The organism is Streptomyces sp. 8N114 (assembly GCF_052245835.1).
In the GTDB taxonomy this organism is placed as follows: Bacteria; Actinomycetota; Actinomycetes; order Streptomycetales; family Streptomycetaceae; genus Streptomyces.
In genome coordinates this window covers 23,513-41,051 of record NZ_JBQQBT010000019.1, presented here as the reverse complement: position 1 = coordinate 41,051, position 17,539 = coordinate 23,513, and the positions used below count along the sequence as shown (strand labels likewise).

17 protein-coding genes are annotated in these 17,539 nt (G+C 64.6%); 10 read left to right on the top strand and 7 right to left on the bottom strand.

Features of this window, described 5'->3' with window-relative positions:
- Window positions 1–23: 23 nt before the first annotated feature.
- Complete coding sequence (locus ACTWQF_RS28390; protein WP_443282557.1) at window positions 24–1,346, bottom strand: transcriptional regulator; 1,323 nt, start codon at window positions 1,344–1,346, stop codon at window positions 24–26.
- Window positions 1,347–1,538: 192 nt separating this feature from the next.
- On the opposite strand from ACTWQF_RS28390, the gene ACTWQF_RS28385 reads away from it, so the two are divergent.
- From ACTWQF_RS28385 to ACTWQF_RS28360, 6 genes are all read left to right on the top strand, one after another.
- A complete protein-coding gene (locus ACTWQF_RS28385; RefSeq protein WP_443282556.1) occupies window positions 1,539–2,789 on the top strand; it encodes a methionine adenosyltransferase in 1,251 nt (416 codons plus the stop codon).
- The gene (locus ACTWQF_RS28380) at window positions 2,789–3,712 is read left to right on the top strand and encodes an aminoglycoside phosphotransferase family protein (protein WP_443282555.1); all 924 of its coding nucleotides are present in this window, start codon (window positions 2,789–2,791) and stop codon (window positions 3,710–3,712) included. The genes ACTWQF_RS28385 and ACTWQF_RS28380 overlap by 1 nt, the downstream gene beginning before the upstream one ends.
- The gene (locus tag ACTWQF_RS28375) at window positions 3,709–4,422 is read left to right on the top strand and encodes a histidine phosphatase family protein (protein ID WP_443282554.1); all 714 of its coding nucleotides are present in this window, start codon (window positions 3,709–3,711) and stop codon (window positions 4,420–4,422) included. The genes ACTWQF_RS28380 and ACTWQF_RS28375 overlap by 4 nt, the downstream gene beginning before the upstream one ends.
- The gene (gene serS, locus ACTWQF_RS28370) at window positions 4,415–5,707 is read left to right on the top strand and encodes a serine--tRNA ligase (RefSeq protein WP_443282553.1); all 1,293 of its coding nucleotides are present in this window, start codon (window positions 4,415–4,417) and stop codon (window positions 5,705–5,707) included. The genes ACTWQF_RS28375 and serS overlap by 8 nt, the downstream gene beginning before the upstream one ends.
- A gap of 125 nt (window positions 5,708–5,832) precedes the next feature.
- On the top strand, window positions 5,833–6,729 hold the full coding sequence (locus tag ACTWQF_RS28365) for a glycosyltransferase (protein WP_443282552.1): 897 nt from the start codon (window positions 5,833–5,835) through the stop codon (window positions 6,727–6,729).
- The gene (locus ACTWQF_RS28360; protein WP_443282551.1) at window positions 6,723–7,862 is read left to right on the top strand and encodes a hypothetical protein; all 1,140 of its coding nucleotides are present in this window, start codon (window positions 6,723–6,725) and stop codon (window positions 7,860–7,862) included. The genes ACTWQF_RS28365 and ACTWQF_RS28360 overlap by 7 nt, the downstream gene beginning before the upstream one ends.
- 91 nt (window positions 7,863–7,953) lie before the next feature.
- Here ACTWQF_RS28360 and ACTWQF_RS28355 read toward each other — a convergent pair whose 3' ends face one another.
- From ACTWQF_RS28355 to queC, 4 genes are read right to left on the bottom strand one after another with little or no spacing between them, the layout of a single operon-like run.
- Window positions 7,954–8,727 (bottom strand): GTP cyclohydrolase I FolE2, encoded by a 774-nt coding sequence (locus tag ACTWQF_RS28355; RefSeq protein ID WP_443282550.1) that lies wholly within the window; start codon window positions 8,725–8,727, stop codon window positions 7,954–7,956.
- Window positions 8,728–8,731: 4 nt separating this feature from the next.
- Window positions 8,732–9,088 carry a 6-carboxytetrahydropterin synthase QueD gene (gene queD, locus ACTWQF_RS28350; RefSeq protein WP_443282549.1) on the bottom strand — a complete coding sequence of 119 codons (357 nt, stop codon included), beginning with the start codon at window positions 9,086–9,088 and terminating at the stop codon, window positions 8,732–8,734.
- A complete protein-coding gene (queE, locus tag ACTWQF_RS28345; protein WP_443282548.1) occupies window positions 9,088–9,723 on the bottom strand; it encodes a 7-carboxy-7-deazaguanine synthase in 636 nt (211 codons plus the stop codon). Before queE ends, queD begins: the two co-directional genes overlap by 1 nt.
- 2 nt (window positions 9,724–9,725) lie before the next feature.
- On the bottom strand, window positions 9,726–10,421 hold the full coding sequence (gene queC / locus ACTWQF_RS28340; RefSeq protein WP_443282547.1) for a 7-cyano-7-deazaguanine synthase QueC: 696 nt from the start codon (window positions 10,419–10,421) through the stop codon (window positions 9,726–9,728).
- Window positions 10,422–10,874: 453 nt separating this feature from the next.
- On the opposite strand from queC, the gene ACTWQF_RS28335 reads away from it, so the two are divergent.
- The 4 genes from ACTWQF_RS28335 to dbpB (ACTWQF_RS28320) are packed head-to-tail and all read left to right on the top strand — an operon-like array spanning window position 10,875 to window position 14,927.
- Window positions 10,875–11,435: a hypothetical protein gene (locus tag ACTWQF_RS28335; protein WP_443282546.1), complete on the top strand. Its 561-nt coding sequence runs from the start codon at window positions 10,875–10,877 to the stop codon at window positions 11,433–11,435.
- A complete protein-coding gene (dbpB, locus tag ACTWQF_RS28330) occupies window positions 11,435–12,568 on the top strand; it encodes a DGQHR domain-containing protein DpdB (protein WP_443282545.1) in 1,134 nt (377 codons plus the stop codon). The genes ACTWQF_RS28335 and dbpB (ACTWQF_RS28330) overlap by 1 nt, the downstream gene beginning before the upstream one ends.
- The gene (dpdA, locus tag ACTWQF_RS28325) at window positions 12,565–13,785 is read left to right on the top strand and encodes a tRNA-guanine transglycosylase DpdA (protein WP_443282544.1); all 1,221 of its coding nucleotides are present in this window, start codon (window positions 12,565–12,567) and stop codon (window positions 13,783–13,785) included. The genes dbpB (ACTWQF_RS28330) and dpdA overlap by 4 nt, the downstream gene beginning before the upstream one ends.
- A 41-nt stretch (window positions 13,786–13,826) precedes the next feature.
- Window positions 13,827–14,927 (top strand): DGQHR domain-containing protein DpdB, encoded by a 1,101-nt coding sequence (gene dbpB / locus ACTWQF_RS28320; protein WP_443282543.1) that lies wholly within the window; start codon window positions 13,827–13,829, stop codon window positions 14,925–14,927.
- A gap of 66 nt (window positions 14,928–14,993) precedes the next feature.
- On the opposite strand, the gene ACTWQF_RS28315 is transcribed toward dbpB (ACTWQF_RS28320), so the two are convergent.
- Window positions 14,994–17,027: a hypothetical protein gene (locus ACTWQF_RS28315; RefSeq protein ID WP_443282542.1), complete on the bottom strand. Its 2,034-nt coding sequence runs from the start codon at window positions 17,025–17,027 to the stop codon at window positions 14,994–14,996.
- Window positions 17,024–17,539 (bottom strand): phospholipase D-like domain-containing protein DpdK, encoded by a 516-nt coding sequence (dpdK, locus tag ACTWQF_RS28310; protein WP_443282616.1) that lies wholly within the window; start codon window positions 17,537–17,539, stop codon window positions 17,024–17,026. Before dpdK ends, ACTWQF_RS28315 begins: the two co-directional genes overlap by 4 nt.

Here is a 17,539-nt window from a genome sequence, read left to right as displayed (position 1 = left end):
TCGGCGCGCAACTGCGGCACCGATCACGCCGCGACGGGCAGCGCCTGCAGACGCTCGCGGAACTCACGGACGGCCGGAACGGACTTGTGCGGATGGAGCTGCTCGGAGAACTCCTTCAGCCGGTCCAGGGCCCGCACGGAGCTGACCTTGTCTTCGAGGAGCTCCGCGCCGTAGTTCGCGGCGTCGAGGGCTCCCTCCAGGTCGTTGCCGGTGAGGCGGGCTTCGGCCAGACGGCTGGACCGTACGGCCTTGTCCCGTGGGGCGGCATTCTTCACGGAGGTCTCCAGCGAACTCGTCGCGCGCTCCACCTGACCCGCGCGCAACAGGACCTTGCCCTCGGTCGACTTCAGTTGCGCCTCGCCGAACCAGTCGAGCCATTCCGGGTTTTCCTCCACCGTGTGGCGTTCCCAGAGGGACGCTGCACGGTTCAGCGCCGTACCGGCCCTCTGGTGATCGCCGTCTCGGGACAGCGCTTCGGCCTTGTGCAGGTAGAGGAAGGACTGGGTGTAAGGCGACAGCGTCCGAGGAGCGTTGTCAATGGCGGTCGTGATGAGGTCGACCCGCTCGGCGGTTCGTCCGGCCTCGGAGACGTGGACTCCCATCTCCGCCAGGGTGAAGGCGCCGAAGGCGTCGTCCGCGGCGGTACGGGCGCTGCGCAGCGCCCCGACGTAGTAGCGCTGTCCTGCGGATCGCAGCCCTGCGTCGTACGCCATCCAGCCGGTCAGGTGGGATACCCGTGCTGCCAGCGCGTACAGGCGGATGCGGATCTTGTCCGTGTACCGGCCAGCGTTCAGGAGGTTGGTGATCAGGGCGAGGTCGCCGCGTGCTTGCTCCAGGAGCCGGGCGCCCCCGAGTTGGTCGTCGAGTGTGCGGAGTGTGCTGATGCGCTGCTCGATCGTCGAGACCATTGTGTCGGTGACGCGATCGCCGTTGAGGGCGGAGGCGAAGGTAGAGGGTGCCTCGGCCCAGCTCGCTGCAAGCCCCGTCAGAGCGGCGCCGGTGATGGTCAGGAACCCCCGACGGTCCATGCGGCCACTCCCTACCAGATCAGCCAGTGCCTCAACGGTACCGGCCTCTGTCCAGGGAGCAGTGAGCCCAGTGACCTCCCATACGGGGAGCCACCGCGGCCACCCTTCCGCCTGCACCCGTTCGTGCGGAACCCGCAGCAGGTCGGCGAGGACACGCTGAGCGTCGGCGTCCGGCTCCTGTCCCTGTTCCCACTTCCACATGGTGGTGCGGTTGGTGGCCAGGGGGATGCCCAGTTCCTTCCCCCGCGACTGCATGAGCCGGGCGAGCTCGGCCTTCCCCCATCCGCTCGACTGGCGGACGAAGGTCAGTGGGTGCATTGCCAACGGCTCACCAGTCACGCCGTGCCTCCCGTCAACTCCTTTTGATCTCGGGGAGATTACCCATGCTGACGTGCGCATGAGAGTCCTCAGCGTCGAGAGAAACTCCCTAGAAACGTTCCCGCTCGGTCGCCGGATGGCTTCACTGATCACCAACCGCTCAGCCGTCGACCATGAGATGGGAGCACACCCATGCCCCGCACGAGCACGACCTTTGGCAACAGCCACTTGGTGATCGAGACCAGCACGCACCAGGCGGATGGCACAACCATCGTCGAGCGCAAGGGGCTTGGACACCCCGATACCCTTGCCGACCACCTCGCCGAAAGGCTGTCGCGGGCGTACAGCCGGTACACCGTGGAGCAGTTCGGTGCCGTGCTGCACCACAATTTCGACAAGCTCGCGCTCCTGGGCGGCGCAAGTGAAGTCCGCTACGGCGGCGGCAAGATGACGGCCCCAGTGCGGGTCCTGGTCAACGGGAGGGCGGCCTCGGGCTGCGGTGGCGAGCGCATACCCGTCCTGGAGATCGTCGAGGCGGAGGTCCGGGATTTCTTCGCCGAGCGCCTTCCCGAGGTCTTGGGGCACCTTGACATCTCGTTCAACATCACGAGCAATTCGAGCCCCGGCGCCGTGCTGACCGGTGACGCGGTTCCCGACCGGACCCGTTGGTTCAACCCCCGGTCTGTCGAGGACCTTCGGGAGCGCCGAGTGCGGTTCTCGAACGACACGTCTCTTGGTACGGGCTGGGCGCCGGAGAACACCTTCGAGTCGTTCGTACGCGAACTGGTGAATCACTTCTCCGGACGGAGCGGCTTCACTCGGTCCCACGCCTGGTGCGGCTCGGACGTCAAGCTCATGGGCTACTGGGATGGAGAGAGCGCCGACATCGTGCTGTGCGTGCCGCAGAAGTCCCTGCACGTCGGCAGTCGGGCGGACTACATCCGCAACACTGAGGCCGTCCTCGCCGAGTGCCATCGGCTCGCCGGGCTGCGGCTGCCCGGCGCCGAGGCCCGATTCCGGCTCAACGCCCGCGACATGCCGGAGAAGGACGAGCTCTACCTGACCTACACGGGCAGCTCGATCGAGTCGGGTGACGAAGGAGTCGTGGGCCGGGGCAACCGCGTCAACGGTCTCATCACCCCCCTGCGGCCGATGAACCTGGAGGGCGCCAACGGGAAAAACCCCGTCTACCACGTCGGAAAGCTCTACAACATCGCCGCACAGCGTCTCGCGGATCGCCTGTACGAGACGACCGACGGGCACGCGGAGGTCCACCTCGTCAGCACCACGGGGCAGCGGCTCGACCGGCCCTGGCGCATTCTGGTCCGGCTGTCCTCGTCGGACGTGGAGGTCGACAAGGTTCGGGCGCTCGTCTCCGAGGCCCTCGACGGGTTCCCGGCTCTCACGGACGAGTTGGTCTCGGACGGGATCGTGCTGAGCTGATGACCGCGCAGACGCTCGGAGAGGTGCCGCCGGGTTGCAGGCGGCGTCTTCTCGATCACTACGGCTCGTCGGTGGAACCGTGGCTTCGGGCTGCCCCATCCCTCCTTGCCGAGGCAGCGGAGCGCTGGAAGCTCTCGCTGGAGTGCTACCACGACGCGGGACATGCGTCCGCCGTCGCGCTGGCTACCGCGCTCGACGGGACCTCGGTGATCCTCAAGGCGTGGTTCGAGCCGCTCCGCTACCGCCACGAGATCGCCGCGCTGACCATGTGGGCCGGTGGTCCGACCGTAGACGTCATCGAAGCGGCGGATGACCTGTCGGTGGCGGCCCTGGAACTGGTGGGCGGCCGGCCCGGCGGCGCCGCACCTCTCGGGCGCGAGAGGCAGATGGTGGCCGCTGCGATACAGGAGTTGCATTCTCTCGGTCGACGGAGGCCTCGGCGCGAATTGCCGGACCTGGCGGACTTTCGCCAAGACGTGGTTGTGCCTCGTATCCGCCAGCGACTGCAGAGTCTCGATCTCGGCTCCAGGCGGACGGTCGTGGCGGAGGCATGTGAGGGTTTGCCCGCCCTGCGGGAAGACCCCACCCGCACGACGGTCCTCCATGCCGATCTGTACCGAGCGAACGTGATCTCCGATGGCGGAGGGCACCCGCGTCTGATCGATCCGCTTCCCTTGGTGGGAGATGCGGCGTTCGACTGGGCCTTCTGGACGGTCTACTACGACCTTGAGCGAGAAGCGGCCGACCGCTTGGCCACAGCTGCTCGGATCTCCCGTATCCCCGTGCAGGAGATCACACCATGGTGCAGGGCGCTCGCTGTCGACGGCTTCCTCTATTACTGGGAGGTTGACGACCCTGCGCTGCCGAAGATCGAGAAGGTGCTGTCCTCGTTGATGGCCTCCGCCCCGGAGAGCGAGCGATGACGACGACGTACATCCTCCGTCACGGTCAAACCGACTACAGCAAGCAGTACCTGCTCAACGGAGATCCCGTTCGTGCCGTCCGGCTCAACGACGAGGGTGTGCGCTCGTGCCGGGTGCCATGGTCCGTGCTCCCGCTCCACAGCGTGCGCACGTGGATGGCGAGCGAGTTCCCCAGGGCCCAGCAGACGGCTTCTCTGCTGGTGGGGGCGTCGGCGCCGGAGCTGATCGTGGACGCCCGGCTCAACGAGTTGGACTACGGGACGTTTGAAGGCGGCCCCTTCCTGGAGTACGGCACATGGCTCGACCGGCACGGCGGGTCACAGCGTCCGCCGACTGCGCGAGAGTCCCAACGAGAAGGCATCCGGAGGATGCTCACCGGAGTGCAGACGGCCCTGGAGCACCCAGGACCCCGCGCTCTCGTCTGTCACGGCTTGCTGGTGTCGGTCCTGCTCTGGCGCCGGGACCGCTCTCCGGACGAGGCCATGCCGTTGTTCTTCCCGGAGGCCCCTTACGTTGACCCACTCGCTGTCGACGATGAAGCCCTGGTCGATTGGACCGTGACCCTTCTGACCGATCTCGACGCAGAGGAACCACAAGATCCAGACGTGGGTGGCAGGCCCGCGAAATTGCGGATCGAAGGAGGTTCGGCGGTTGCTACCTTCGAGGCTGTAGTCCACCCGCCGGAGAAAGAGGACCCTCCTCATGCATGATGCCCGCGCCCTTCTCGAAATGGGTGCCGACGCGGTTCGTCGCCTCGCGCGCCGCGGATACTCGCTGGACCTGTCCGCGCTGGAGAGTCTCCAATCGCGGCGCAACCAGAACATCCGCTCGGCTGACGAGCTGCGGGCAGAGTCCAAGCGGGTGGCGAGCGAGGTCCAGCAGACCGCGAAACAGGGCGGGGACATCTCCAAGCTGAAGGAGCGAGCCCGCGAGATCAAGGAACAGATCCGCGAGATCGAGTCCGATCAGGAACAGGTCCAGGAGGAGCTCCGCACGCTCCTCCTCACCATCCCGAACCTCCCCGACGACCGCTCGCCCGATGGCGACTCCGAGGAGTTCGCGGTCGAGATCCGCCGGGTCGGTAATCCGCCGTCGTTCTCGTTCACGCCCAAGGACCATGTCGATCTCGGCGAGGCCAGCGGCATCCTCGACTTCGCTCGGGCCACGAAGTTGTCAGGCCCTCGCTTCGCCGTCTCGCGAGGAACCGGGGCTGCCCTGGAGCGGGCGCTCACCACGCTCTTCCTCGACCTTCACACGCGTCGGCACGACTACGTCGAGCACTCAGTGCCGTTCCTGGTCACACGCAAGACCATGACTGGCACGGGCCAACTGCCGAAGTTCGAGGAGGACCTGTTCAAGACCGGTGTCGCGGACCGTGAGCTGTTCCTGATCCCGACGGCCGAGGTCCCACTGACCAACCTCCACGCCGACGAGGTCATTCCGCCCTCGGAGTTGCCGCTCGCGATGACCGCGGAGACTCCGTGCTTCCGCTCGGAAGCCGGCTCCTACGGCCGCGACACCCGGGGCCTGATCCGCCAGCACCAGTTCACCAAGGTGGAAATGGTGCGGATCTGTGACCCCGAGGAAGCCGACGCCGAGCTGGAGAAGATGCTCGGCCACGCCGAAGCCTGTCTGAAGGAACTGGGCCTCGCCTATCGCGTGGTCACGCTCGCCGCAGGTGACACGGGCTTCTCTGCCCAGCTCACCTACGACCTGGAGGTCTGGATCCCAAGCCAGAACACCTACCGTGAGATCTCCTCGGTCTCGAACTTCGGCACCTTCCAGGCACGGCGCGCGAACATCCGCACCCGCGGTGCGGGCGGAAAGCCCAAGCTGGTCGCCACACTCAATGGCTCGGGGCTCCCGATCGGCCGCACCCTGGCCGCGCTGCTCGAACAGGGCCAGCAAGAGGACGGCTCGATCGTCCTGCCCGAATCACTCTTCCCATATCTCGGCTTCCGCCGTATCTCGGCGGACGGAACACCGGAGGCATAGTGCTCGTCGGCGTCTGCGACTTTCCCGGCAGCTACGCATTTCCCCCTGCCGGATACGGCGGGATCGAACGATGGCTATGGGCGGTCGCGGTAGGTGCCCGAGCCGCAGGCGCCGACGTACACCTCTTGGGTCCGGGATGGCTCCCGGACCTGGAACCCGAATGGGTCCACAAGCCGGTCCGTCTCGAAGACGTCACCGCGGGCTCGCTGGCCGAGCGCGAGATCAAAGCCACCGGCTACGACCTCTTGGTCGTCGGCCACGAGTACCCATCCCGGCCCGCCTGGATACGCACCTGGAACCAACTGGAGTGCGACGTGGCCACGTTCCAGCACTCCCCGGTGTTCCAGCACACCGACTCAGCCTTCGACGGCAAACGGTCACGGCTCTACTGCTACTCGCCCGAGATGATCGAGCGATACGCAGTCCACCAGCCCATCCCGGAACTGGCTGTTCACCTTGGCCTCAACGAGGAAGAGCCACCGGCCATCCCGGGGCGAGACCTCTTGTGGCTGGGCCGAATAGATGAAGAGAAGGCTCCTCACCTCGCGGTACGAGCGGCTCAGCTCCTTGGTCGTCGCATTCGCATCGTCGGCCCCGTCTTCAGCGAGGACTACATACGGAACCACGAAAGGCTCTTCTCCGCGGACCATGTGGAGTGGGTCGGTGAACTCGGCGGCCCGGCCAAGACGGCCGCCATTCGGGACGCCTCGGTGTTCGTCTACACCTACGCGCGTACCTACGTGGAAGCCGGTGCTGCCGTCTTCGGCGAGTCCGTGCGGGCGGGCACGCCCATGGCCGCGCTGACCTGGCGTGACGGCACCTGTGCGCAGGCTGCGCTCTGTGACCGTACGGGCGTGATAGTCGTCGTGCCACCCGAGGCGGACGACGAGACCGCAGCACAGGCCCTCGCGCAAGCGATCGAGCGAGCCGCTGACCTGGATCACACCGAGGTCCAAGCCATTGGCCAGCGTCGCTTCGACCCAACGCGGCACTTCGAAGCCATGGCGGCTCCCTCATGCTGACCGCATCGCCCATGCTTCAGGCAACAACTGCGCTTCGCCAAGTGCTCGGGCACAACTGGGAGTTCACGATCGACGGCACGAACCTGGAGATCCGCCACCGTCACCGAGGTTCGCCGTATGCACCGCCGCGTCGGCCGCCTTCCTGGGCAGAGCTCCTGAGGACGTTGGAGGACGCCTTCGCCGCTCGCGGTGTTCCTCGGGACTCGTGTATTCCGCTGCGGTGGGGCCGTGAAACCGAGCTTGCTATCTCGGCAGTTCAGGCTCTCGATCCGCTGCTCAAGGACGGTCGCCCCGTGACGTACCGCAGCGGGTTCCTAACCCAGCCGGTGGTCCGGTTCACCGGCGAGCGGGACCAGAATGGGGAGCTCCTCGACGGCTACCTGACGTCCTTTGTCAATGTGTCACGCGTCCAGTCGATCCAGAGTATCGACGAGTACGCCGGCGTGCTGGATGACTGGCTTTATGTCCTCTCCAGACTCGGCTTCCACGCACGACACATAAGCCTCTACGGGCAGTTGAAGGTCTGGCACCGTCGGCAGGTGGCCGGGATGACCCTGATGTTCCGCCACCTGGATCTCACGCTCGGCGACATCGTGCTCCTGTGGAACGTCGAGAACCCCCAGCGCATGGCCGTTGATCTCGGCACGGGACTTGAGCGCCTGGCTTGGGCCCGGACGCTCGGGCGCTGGGACGAACTGATCTTTGGCTCTCTCGCCGGATCTGCGCCCACTCCAACATTGGACGCCCTCCGCACAGCAACGCTTCTCCTGGGCAACGGCATCATGCCTGCCGCGCGTGGCGCCGGCGGTGTGACCCGAAGGATCCTCAGCAGGATACCGCCTGAATCAGTACGCCTTGGAGTAAGTGCTGCTGTCCGGTCGTCGTATCAGTATTGGACAGCGATTGCGGGGCTCTCTGTCCCGTGGCCCGCTGTTGCATCATCCATCGAGCAGGAAATAGGCGCAGCGAGACGCATACCTCTCCAAGCCGACAAGCCTGCCATCCAGGCGCTGAGCACATCACCCGCGCACTCTCCAACGCCCCCGAACGCCACGGGCGAAGGATTGGCTACGCCATCATGTGTGTCGCCATCATCTGGAACAGCGCGCGCGTGTTGTGCTCGACCGTATTGAGCGCCGCGAAGTGCACAGACCATCCGGCTCGGCGCACGCCGTCCCGGCAACGGGGACAGCGATCCCGTGCTTCGCGCGTTGAGGACTCGTTTCAGCGGGTGTAGTGGAGGGCGGCGACGGCGTCGTGACTGTGGATGCTTTCCATATTCCTTGCCTTGACGGTGTGGGAGAGCCCTTTCTTTCTACAGGTGAGGCTTATATCGCGGATGATGTCCTCGACGAAGACGGGGTGGTCGTAGGCCTGCATAGTGACCACGCGTTCATCGGGCCGCTTGATGAGGGGAATGACGGGAGCCGAGCCGGCGGCGCGCAGCAGGTGGACCATCTCGTGGACGGGCAGAGGGTAAGGGGTGTCGGCGCTGCCGGTGACCTGGAGAGTGATCTCGCTCCGCTGATTGTGTGCGCCATAGTCGGAGATGGCCTTGGAACACGGGCACAGACTGGTGACATCAGTGGTCACTGCGGTGCTGACAGTGCAGCCGTCTGTGTCGATGCGGCCTGTGACGGTGACGTCGTGGGTCTGCCACGATTCCTGCTGGCTGGCGGGAGCGGTGACGGCTGTGGCGAGGGGCAGAGAGAGGGTAAGCGTCAGTGCCGGAGCGTCCAGCAGGGTAAGGCCTCGCTTGAGAGCGATGGGCAATTCCTGCGGGGAGAGGGTGGCTACCTCTTCATGCACGAGCGAAATCATGCGGCTCATATGGGTGCCGCGCCGGTCGGCCTGCAGTGCGACGGTGACGCTGACGTCGGCGATGCCTTGTTGGTGGGTGTGGCCGTCGTCGAAGGTGAGCGGGTAGCGCAGGCTGGTTACGCCCACCTCGTCAATGGCGATGCCGCGACTGTCGGGCTCGTTTTGGATGTCGTGCATGCCTCTATTCGCCTCGGTAGGTGCAGCCGGAGGTGCAGGTTTCGCGCACGGTGATCGCGGACAAGTGGGGGAGTTCAGTGATCATCCGGTCCCAGATCCAGCGGGCCAGGTTCTCGCTGGTGGGGTTTTCAAGACCCTCGATGTCGTTGAGGTAGTAGTGGTCCAACCGTGCATCGATGGGACGAAAAGCTCGCTTGATGTCACCGAAGTCCATGACCCAACCCAGTTCCTCATCCACAGGCGCGTCGACGTGCACGGAAACCTTGTAGGAGTGGCCGTGCAGGCGTGCGCACTTGTGCCCGTCGGGCACGCGCGGCAGGCGATGGGCTGCTTCGAACGTGAACTCGCGAAAGATTTCCATTACTGAATCCCCAGATACTTGTGCGTCTGGAGGGAAAGTGTCCAGCGCGGGTTCTTCATGCAGTACTCGACAGCGGCGCGAGTGTGGTCTTCGCGGCGGGCGTCATCCAGTGGTTGCAGTCTGAAGTGACGGAAGTCGAGGCCTTCAAACTGCGCCGGGTCGCCGCCGGTCTGGGGGTAGACCAGTTTCAGTTCGTCGCCGTGGGTGAGGACCAAAGTGGATCCGATCTTCGGGCTTACGCACAGCCAGTCGATGCCGCGGGGAGCTGGCCGGGTGCCGTTAGTCTCCACGGCGATCGCGAAGCCGCGGTCGTGGAGGGCGTCGATGGCGTCCTCGTCCAACTGAAGCAGGGGTTCTCCGCCGGTGCACACCACGAACCGGTGGGCACGGTCGGCGGTGGGCCAGGCAGCCTCAACCGCGTCGGCCAGGTCGCTGGCAGAGGGGAAGCGGCCGCCTCCTTCGCCATCGGTGCCGACGAAATCGGTGTCGCAGAACTGGCAGATGGCGCGGGAGCGGTCCCGCTCTCGACCCGTCCATAGGTTGCATCGGGAGAAGCGGCAAAAGACTGCCGGACGCCCGACATGGCCGCCTTCCCCTTGCAGCGTGTAGAAGATTTCCTTGATCAGGTAGGTCATGCTCAGGCGCTCTGGTACGGGATGGGATCTTTCACGTCGGCTTCGGCGAAGCCCTTCAAGCGCAGCAAGCAGGTGTCGCACGTGCCACAGGCCTGTCCCTGCTCGTTGGGGTCGTAGCAGGAGGAGGTGAGGGAGTAGTCCACGCCCAGGCGCAGGCCCTCGCGGACGATGTCAGCCTTGGATAGCGCGATTAGCGGAGAGTGCAGCGTGATCTTGGAGGTTCCTTCGACTCCGGCCCTGGTCGCCAGGTTGGCCATGGCGGCGAAGGCCTCCATGTACTCGGGACGGCAGTCGGGGTAGCCGCTGTAGTCAACGGCCGTCACCCCGGTGAAGATGTCGCTGGCGCCGACGGTCTCGGCGAAAGCCAGCGCGAACGACAAAAAGATCGTGTTGCGGGCGGGCACGTAGGTGATTGGCACCCCCGAACCTTCCGCATCCTCGAGCGTCTCGTGCTTGGGCACATCGATGTCAGCCGTGAGGGCAGAACCGCCGAAGACCCGCAGATCGATGTCAGCGATGACGTGCCGGGCCACGCCCTGAGCTGTGGCGACACGCTGCGCGGCCTCCAACTCGATGCTGTGCCGCTGGCCGTAGCGGAAGCTGAGCGCATAGGGAGTAAACCCCTGGTCCTTCGCGATGGCCAGCACCGTGGTCGAGTCCAGGCCGCCGCTCAGCAATACGATCGCAGGACGGTCCATGCAGTCGCTCCCTTCTCTGAAGTCTAGTTGCCTCAGTTGAGACAGGTGGAGCCTACCCTGCTAACTACCGGCTACAGTAACCACAACAACAAACGAGTTACGGAAGCCAGGGGTCGAGCCGCAGTGAACGAGTTGCCCATCGTGGTCACGTGCACGGACCGGAAAGCCTCACCGCCCATGGTGGACCTACACGCCCGCGCGCTGCCGACGGGGGACCTGCCGCAACGAGCCGCGGAATGGGCGCGCCGTCTACGCACGGCGCAGGGCCAGCGACGGTTGGAAGGGCTGTACCAGGGAGATCAGTGGAGGCGTGCTCTTGCGCTCACCACCAGTGCCTCCCAAGCAGGGTTCGTCCCCTCCTTGTACGTGGCCTCGGCCGGCCTGGGCCTGCGGCCAGTCTCCAGTCTCGCGCCTTCCTATGCCGCGACTTTCATGCCACGACACACAGATTCCGTGGTTTCCTCCACCGCCCAGGCCCCCCACTGGTGGGATCATCTGCAGCGCATGGACGGTAGCCGCGACCTGTCCCAGATTGCGGCGACCGCGGGGCGGGCGCTGGTGGTGTTGTCGGAGACCTACGCCCAGGCCATGCATCGTGACCTGCTCGCCCTTGGCGCCACTGGTGCCGACGTGGTGCTGATAGGGGGCGCCCGTGAACTGGACGGAGTGGTGCGTGTGCCTGCCAATGCCGCCCTGCGGCAGGTTCTTGGGGGCACCCTCACTAGTTTGAACGTCCGCACGGCGGCTTCCTGGCTGGAGCATTGCACGCCCGGCCGTCTCATCACCCGGGCCGGTCAGGCACGTTGGGCTGTCTGGGCTGCCCAGGCGGCTCAACGCGAACGCTATGCCCGCACGCCGGTGTCGGACGAGGCAGTGATCTCTTTCATCAAAGAGATGAAGAACCGACACCCTCATTCCTCCCGCACCCGTCTACTGCGCCTGCTCAGAGACAAGGGGATGGCCTGCGAACAAAAACGCTTCGCGGACCTGTACGCAGCAACGATTGGTCGCTGATGACTTCCACTGTGCTTAAGCGCCGGGCCCTGAGGATTGAGCAGCACCCCACGATCCCGCTATATGTCTTCACTTTGGCGGCAGATGAGGTCTATCAGGTCGCCGACGTCGCGCGGATCTCCCGCAACGAGGCTGGCAAGCTCATCGGATATCAGCGTCCCGAAAAGAAGCAGCACGTTCGGCAGATCTTGGAGTACCTCGACAGTGACGAAGTACTCTTCCCCAACGGTCTGATCCTGGCGCTGCCCTCCACAGTGCGATTCAAGTCCAGCCCAGGCCCGGGCAGCAGCGATGGTCTCTGCACCTCCGGGACGCTGGAAATCTTGCTGCCCGATTCACCCGATGCCCCTCGGCCAGCCTTGATCGTAGACGGCCAGCAGCGCAGCCTGGCTCTGGCCCGCACCCGCAACACCCGTCTGGCTGTCACAATTGCCGGTTTTGTTGCCGAAGACCTGGAAACTCAAAGAGACCAGTTCCTGCGCGTGAACACGGTCTCCCCTCTGCCTACGAACCTCGTCACGGAACTTCTCCCGGAGGTCGGCACGGTCCTGCCGACCAAACTGTCCGCCCGCAAACTCCCTTCCGTCCTGGTCGAAGCCCTCAACCAGGACAAGGACTCACCGTTTCGCGGACTGGTGCGCCGCCCCTCCACCACCGCCGAACAAAAAGCGGACGCTGTCGTTACAGACAACAGCCTCACCACGGCTATCCAGGAATCCCTCAACTCTCCGTCGGGAGCTTTCTTTCCTTACAAGAACCTGTCCAACGGCACCGTTGACACGGCCACTATCCGCCAGATCCTCGTCATCTACTGGACCGCCGTGCGCGACACCTTCCCCGACGCGTGGGGACTGCCTGCCACTCGGAGCCGATTGATGCACGGTGTGGGCATTCGTTCCATGGGACGTTTGATGGACCGCGTGATGATGGCCATCGACCCCGCCTCCCCCCATGCCCTCGAACAGGCGCGAGCCGAACTCTCCCTGATCGCGCCTCACTGCCGCTGGACCAAAGGACGCTGGCCCGATCTGAACCTTCCCTGGAACGAACTCCAAAACAACCCCCGCCACATCAGTACTCTGTCGAACTACCTCCTCCGTATCTATGTGCAGGAAAAGGCAAAGACCGCGTGAAATTCTATTTCCCTGACAGTCAGGATCTGGTGAGTCCCACCTACGACTTCATCAACGACGAGTACTCCCCCTACCGAGTACGGCAACGCGATGACGTCTATGCTCACCAGGCCGTGACACCGATCCCCTATGACGGGATTCTGGTCAGCAAGGCGGTGGTCGACGGGTCCGCTAAGGGCGCGGGAAAATATTCCTCCCCACAGCGCGCGCGCTTCTACCGCCTGGGGGTGAGGAACTTCTTCCGCCTGCCTGACGCATGCTCCACCATCGGCGACTGCGGTGCCTTCAACTATATCGACGAAGAGCACCCGCCCTATGAAGTCGAAGAAGCCCTTGACTTCTACGGCCGATGCGCTTTTGACGCGGGTATCAGCATCGACCACATCATCTTCGGCTACATTCCTGAGGAATCCGACGCGGAACCCGAAGCCGCATGGATCAATCGCCAGCAGATCTCGCTTGAACTCGCCGAAGACTTCATCAACACAGCAAAAAAAATAGGTGTACGGTTCGAACCAGTCGGCGCAGCCCAGGGATGGGGCCCGCAAAGCTACGCGTTCAGCGTTCAGGAACTGCAGAAAATGGGGTACCGGCGGATCGCGTTGGGCGGCATGGTCCCCCTTAAGTCACACGAAATTCTCGCATGCCTGCGCGCCATCGACGACATCCGTGACCCTGACACTGATCTGCACTTGCTCGGCATCAACCGAGTGGACAGCATGGAGCAGTTCGCCCGTCACGGCGTGACCAGTTTCGACAGCACCTCGGTCTTCCGCCAGGCCTTCATGGACGACCGTAACAACTACCACACCGCCAACGATTCCTATACGGCTATCAGAGTCCCCCAGGTCGACGGCAACCCTGCACTCAAGCGGCTCATCCTGTCCGGAAGTGTGTCTCAGGCCCAGGCCATCGCTGCCGAGCGAGTCTGTCTGCGAGCCCTGCGAGAATTCGACCGCGAGGAAGCGCCTCTCGAGGAAGTACTGACCGCTCTCGAAGCCTACGAATCCCTCGTCCTCGGACCGAAGAAGAAAAGCTACCTCAAATATTATGAACGCACGCTGAGTGACGCGCCCTGGCGCACTTGCCCCTGCGCCCTGTGCGACAAGCACGGCATCGAGATTGTGATATTCCGGGGAACCGAGCGCAACAAGCGCCGCGGATTCCATAACCTGACAGTTCTCGAGGCCAAAATGCGCTCCCTCACCTTCGGATGAAGCGTACTCCCACTGTTCTTTTCGCCATGTCAGGAGATGCGATGGCCGACCGATATGAACTCAGGCTCCCGGCACTCGAAGTGCGTCAGGGTGACCGAAAAATCTACTGCTTTGCCGTCGACGGGAAGAAACTACACAGCTTTGCCGCCGTCTCCCGCGTACGCCGGGACGACCAGAGCAACCTCGAGGGCTACCAGCGCCCGGAAGTTCTCAGTCACATCCGGGGTATCCGCCGCTACCTCGAGTCCGACAACGCCATGCTCCCCAACGCTCTGGTCCTGGCCTTCGACGACGCCATCAGGTTCGAGACCGGAGCACACCGCGCCGGCGTCGACTATTCCGTCCCAGGAGAGTTGGTCATCCCTGTCGATGAATCCCTTCCAGATGAGGATAAGCCCGCCTTGATCGTGGACGGCCAGCAGCGCAGCGCTGCCATCCGCGACGCGGACCTGGGGGAATTCCCCGTTGCCGCAGTTGGATTCATCGCCGACAACCACGAAGACCAGCGTTCCCAGTTCATCCTCGTCAACTCAACCAAGCCGCTGCCCAAGGGCCTCATCCACGAGCTGCTGCCGGAAACCAGCGGCCACCTCCCGCCCGCCTACGCCCGCAAGCGACTGCCAGCGCAGTTGATGACCCGCCTCAACACCGACGGCCAGGGCCCCTTCTACGGCCGTGTGGCCAGCCCCACCTCGCCGCACGGCAACATTAAGGACACCAGCCTGCTGCGCATGCTGGAGCACAGCCTCTTCGAGGGGGCCCTCTACCAGTACCGCAACCCCGAAGACGGCTCCGGCGACGTCGAGCGCATGCTGCTGCACCTGCGCTCTTTTTGGACCATCGTCCAGCAAACCTTCAGCGACGCCTGGAAACTCCCGCCCCGCCAGTCTCGCCTCACCCACGGTGTAGGCATCCAGGCCATGGGTTTCGTCATGGACACCCTCACTGAGGGCATGTACGCCGAAGACGTCGACTGCGATCACATCCGCAACGCCGTCTTGGGGCTGATGCCAGTCACCGCGTGGACCTCAGGCATGTGGCGTTTCCCCGACGGTGAGCAGCGCCGCTGGAACGGCCTGCAAAACACCCCCAACGACGTCCGGCTGCTCACGGATCTGTTGGTGCGCATCGTCAGAGGCTGACCTGGTAGTCACCGTGTCCGGAGGGGGACACGGTGAACAACACGGCCTGCCACCGGCGCGTTTACCTTACCGGGCCCGCCGTTTTCCGCTGAGGGCTGCGGGCGGTGGGGTCGACCTTGCGCGATGCTGCAATTCATCGACGATGGCGCGTACCACCGATACCGACCCGGCCCCCTTCGGATACACAATCGCTTGGGCGTGCTGGCTGATGAAGTTCGTGGCGGCATGGGTGGCGCACTGAGTGATCAGCACACTGAGGTCCGCATGGCGTGCCACCTCGCGCAGTCGGCTGGAGCCCACCCTGTCTGCCGACAGCGACACCTTCACTTGGGAGTACTGTTGTGCCATCCACTGCTGCACCCGGTCCAGGACTCCCTCGTCCATTCCATACACAAGCACGTGAGCGGGTCCGATGGCGACGGCTTCTTCGCCGCTGTCCGGCTGCTGCCAGACTGGCCAGTCAAGGTCCAACTCCAACTCGTGCGTCAAAGAACGCGCCGACGCCAGGCAGGCCTCATCCAGGCGCTGGGCATGCCGATACAGCGGCGTCAGCAACTCCAGCGCTGCCTGCGCCCGCATTTGAGGATCGGGAGTGGCGAAGGCCGCCAATCGATCGATGAAGTCCAACGCCTGGCTGGCTGTCTCCGAGGCGACCCACTCCTGCACCCGCATGGTCAGATGCTCGAGGAATTCGTCATAGTCGTCTGCGGACGGAGAGGTCCGCAAGAACAACTCCAGCAGCAGATCCAACACGGCCAGGTTCGCTGGATCGCGCCGCTGGCCAATACTGCTCGCCGTGATCTGGGCAAGCGTCAGCGGCAGAGAAAGCCCCCTGCGGGAGACTTCCTGCAGGAAGGGCGACAGCGCATACCGCCACACATTCTCGTAGCCAGTGTCCGCCATACCGGCCAGCAGCCCGGCCAAGGCGCCATCCGCATCCGTATCCGCCGCCAAAGGCAGTTCGGCTGCGCCGTCAACCTCCATCTCCCGGCAGATCCGCAAGGCAGCCTTATCGCCCTCGGCTACAGCGGCCAGCAGTGCTTGCCACGTAGCGGGCTGCCAGGTCCCGACAGCGTCGGCTGCCGGGCTGACTGGGCCTGCGTCGTCCGCCCGCGGACCCACGGACAGGGCCCGGTATTGGTCCAGCACCGCCGGGACTGCCGCGGAGCGCTGCACCTCATCCAGGGCCACGATCGCGCCAGCCAAGTCCGTTTCCTGCCCGCGTGCCAGCAGCCCGATGAGAAGGGCAGCACTTGCGGCATCGCTGAAGCGCACCGGATTCTCTTCGGCCAGCAACGCGATCGGCACCCACGGCTGCGCCAGCGCCGCGCAGGCCTGGTCCAAGGAATCCTCGGCCAACGCGGGCTCGATGCAGGTGGCGTAGATGGCGCTGAGCACCATGTCCTTCACTGCTTGTGGAGGATCTTGCAGGAGCACCTCGCGCAGCCCAGGGAGCGTGAGCAACTCGCGAGCCTTCCCCATCACCGCCAGCCGCTTGATCTGCAGATGCTTGAGGTTGGCCACCGACAGTCCACCCTGTCGACCCATCTGGTCCAGGAGTTCGGCGGCCACCTGAGAAGCACCGCCTACCAGGGCAGCCTCGAAGTCCGTCAGCAGCCGACCCAACGGCTTAGGAGCCGACCAGGCTCGCTGAGGGCTGCTTTCCACCAAGCCCAGCATCCGCGTCAGCGCCGCGTGCAACTCCTTGCGCTTCTCGCGCGGTGCACGCAGCTTGAACGTGCTGGATGTTCCGAAGCGGGCCGCGATGGCTGTCTCAAGCACATCCCCGACATCCAACACGAGGGGAACGTCATAGCCGACTTTCACCAAGGACGGGCCGGCGAAAGCGACCAGCAGATCACGCACCACGCCCGCCTCGTTCGGCCGACGAGCGATCACGTAGTACGCGGACTCACCTGCCGCCTCCCACAGGCGCGGCAACACCACGGGGGCGCGTCGGGAGCGCAGGGCGCTGTCACGAAACGGCGCGCACCACTCGGGATACTTCCCAGCAGCATTGTGCCGCGGGTCGAGAAACAGGTCGACGAAGGTCTCCAACGGTTCGGCCTGACTTGGCTGGGGTTGGTGCGCGCTCGTCACGCCTGCTCCCACTCGTGCTGAAATTCCGCCAGAGCCTGCGCGGCGCTGCGCTCGTCCATGGCGTACGTGATCTGCTCCTTGTTGCGGGCCAGGCCATTACGGGTGAAGTTCATCGAGCCCTGGAAGATCCATCCCGGGCCGACCAAGCACTTTTCGTGAACGGCATTGTCTTCGACGATCCGTAGGTCACAGGTGGCGTTCGTGCCCGACCGCAAGCGTTGCACGAACGCCTCATTCGCCGCCGCAGAGCGGGTCACCACACGCACTTTCGTGTCGGCTCGCGCCAGTAGCAACAGCAGGTCCGACAACCGGCAGCGCTCTGGTGGGTCCTCTCCGAGTAAATAGTCGAAGGAGCCGTCGCCGTTATCCACCAACTCCACGTCACTGATCCACGCTGACACTAGCCAAACCTCACCGCCGCCCGCGGCCAACTGCGCCAACAGTGCGGTTCGAATCAGTGAGTCCGCGCGCAATGCACTGCGCGCATTGGTGCGCAGCGTCCGGCTCGGCAT

Coding starts and splice junctions, on each gene's coding strand:
- ACTWQF_RS28390 (WP_443282557.1), bottom strand. CDS start 1,346: ATGCACCCACTGACCTTCGTCCGCCAGTCGAGCGGATGGGGGAAGGCC.
- ACTWQF_RS28385 (WP_443282556.1), top strand. CDS start 1,539: ATGCCCCGCACGAGCACGACCTTTGGCAACAGCCACTTGGTGATCGAG.
- ACTWQF_RS28380 (WP_443282555.1), top strand. CDS start 2,789: ATGACCGCGCAGACGCTCGGAGAGGTGCCGCCGGGTTGCAGGCGGCGT.
- ACTWQF_RS28375 (WP_443282554.1), top strand. CDS start 3,709: ATGACGACGACGTACATCCTCCGTCACGGTCAAACCGACTACAGCAAG.
- serS (WP_443282553.1), top strand. CDS start 4,415: ATGCATGATGCCCGCGCCCTTCTCGAAATGGGTGCCGACGCGGTTCGT.
- ACTWQF_RS28360 (WP_443282551.1), top strand. CDS start 6,723: ATGCTGACCGCATCGCCCATGCTTCAGGCAACAACTGCGCTTCGCCAA.
- ACTWQF_RS28355 (WP_443282550.1), bottom strand. CDS start 8,727: ATGCACGACATCCAAAACGAGCCCGACAGTCGCGGCATCGCCATTGAC.
- queD (WP_443282549.1), bottom strand. CDS start 9,088: ATGGAAATCTTTCGCGAGTTCACGTTCGAAGCAGCCCATCGCCTGCCG.
- queE (WP_443282548.1), bottom strand. CDS start 9,723: ATGACCTACCTGATCAAGGAAATCTTCTACACGCTGCAAGGGGAAGGC.
- queC (WP_443282547.1), bottom strand. CDS start 10,421: ATGGACCGTCCTGCGATCGTATTGCTGAGCGGCGGCCTGGACTCGACC.
- dbpB (WP_443282545.1), top strand. CDS start 11,435: ATGACTTCCACTGTGCTTAAGCGCCGGGCCCTGAGGATTGAGCAGCAC.
- dbpB (WP_443282543.1), top strand. CDS start 13,827: ATGGCCGACCGATATGAACTCAGGCTCCCGGCACTCGAAGTGCGTCAG.
- dpdK (WP_443282616.1), bottom strand. CDS start 17,539: ATGCCGAGCCGGACGCTGCGCACCAATGCGCGCAGTGCATTGCGCGCG.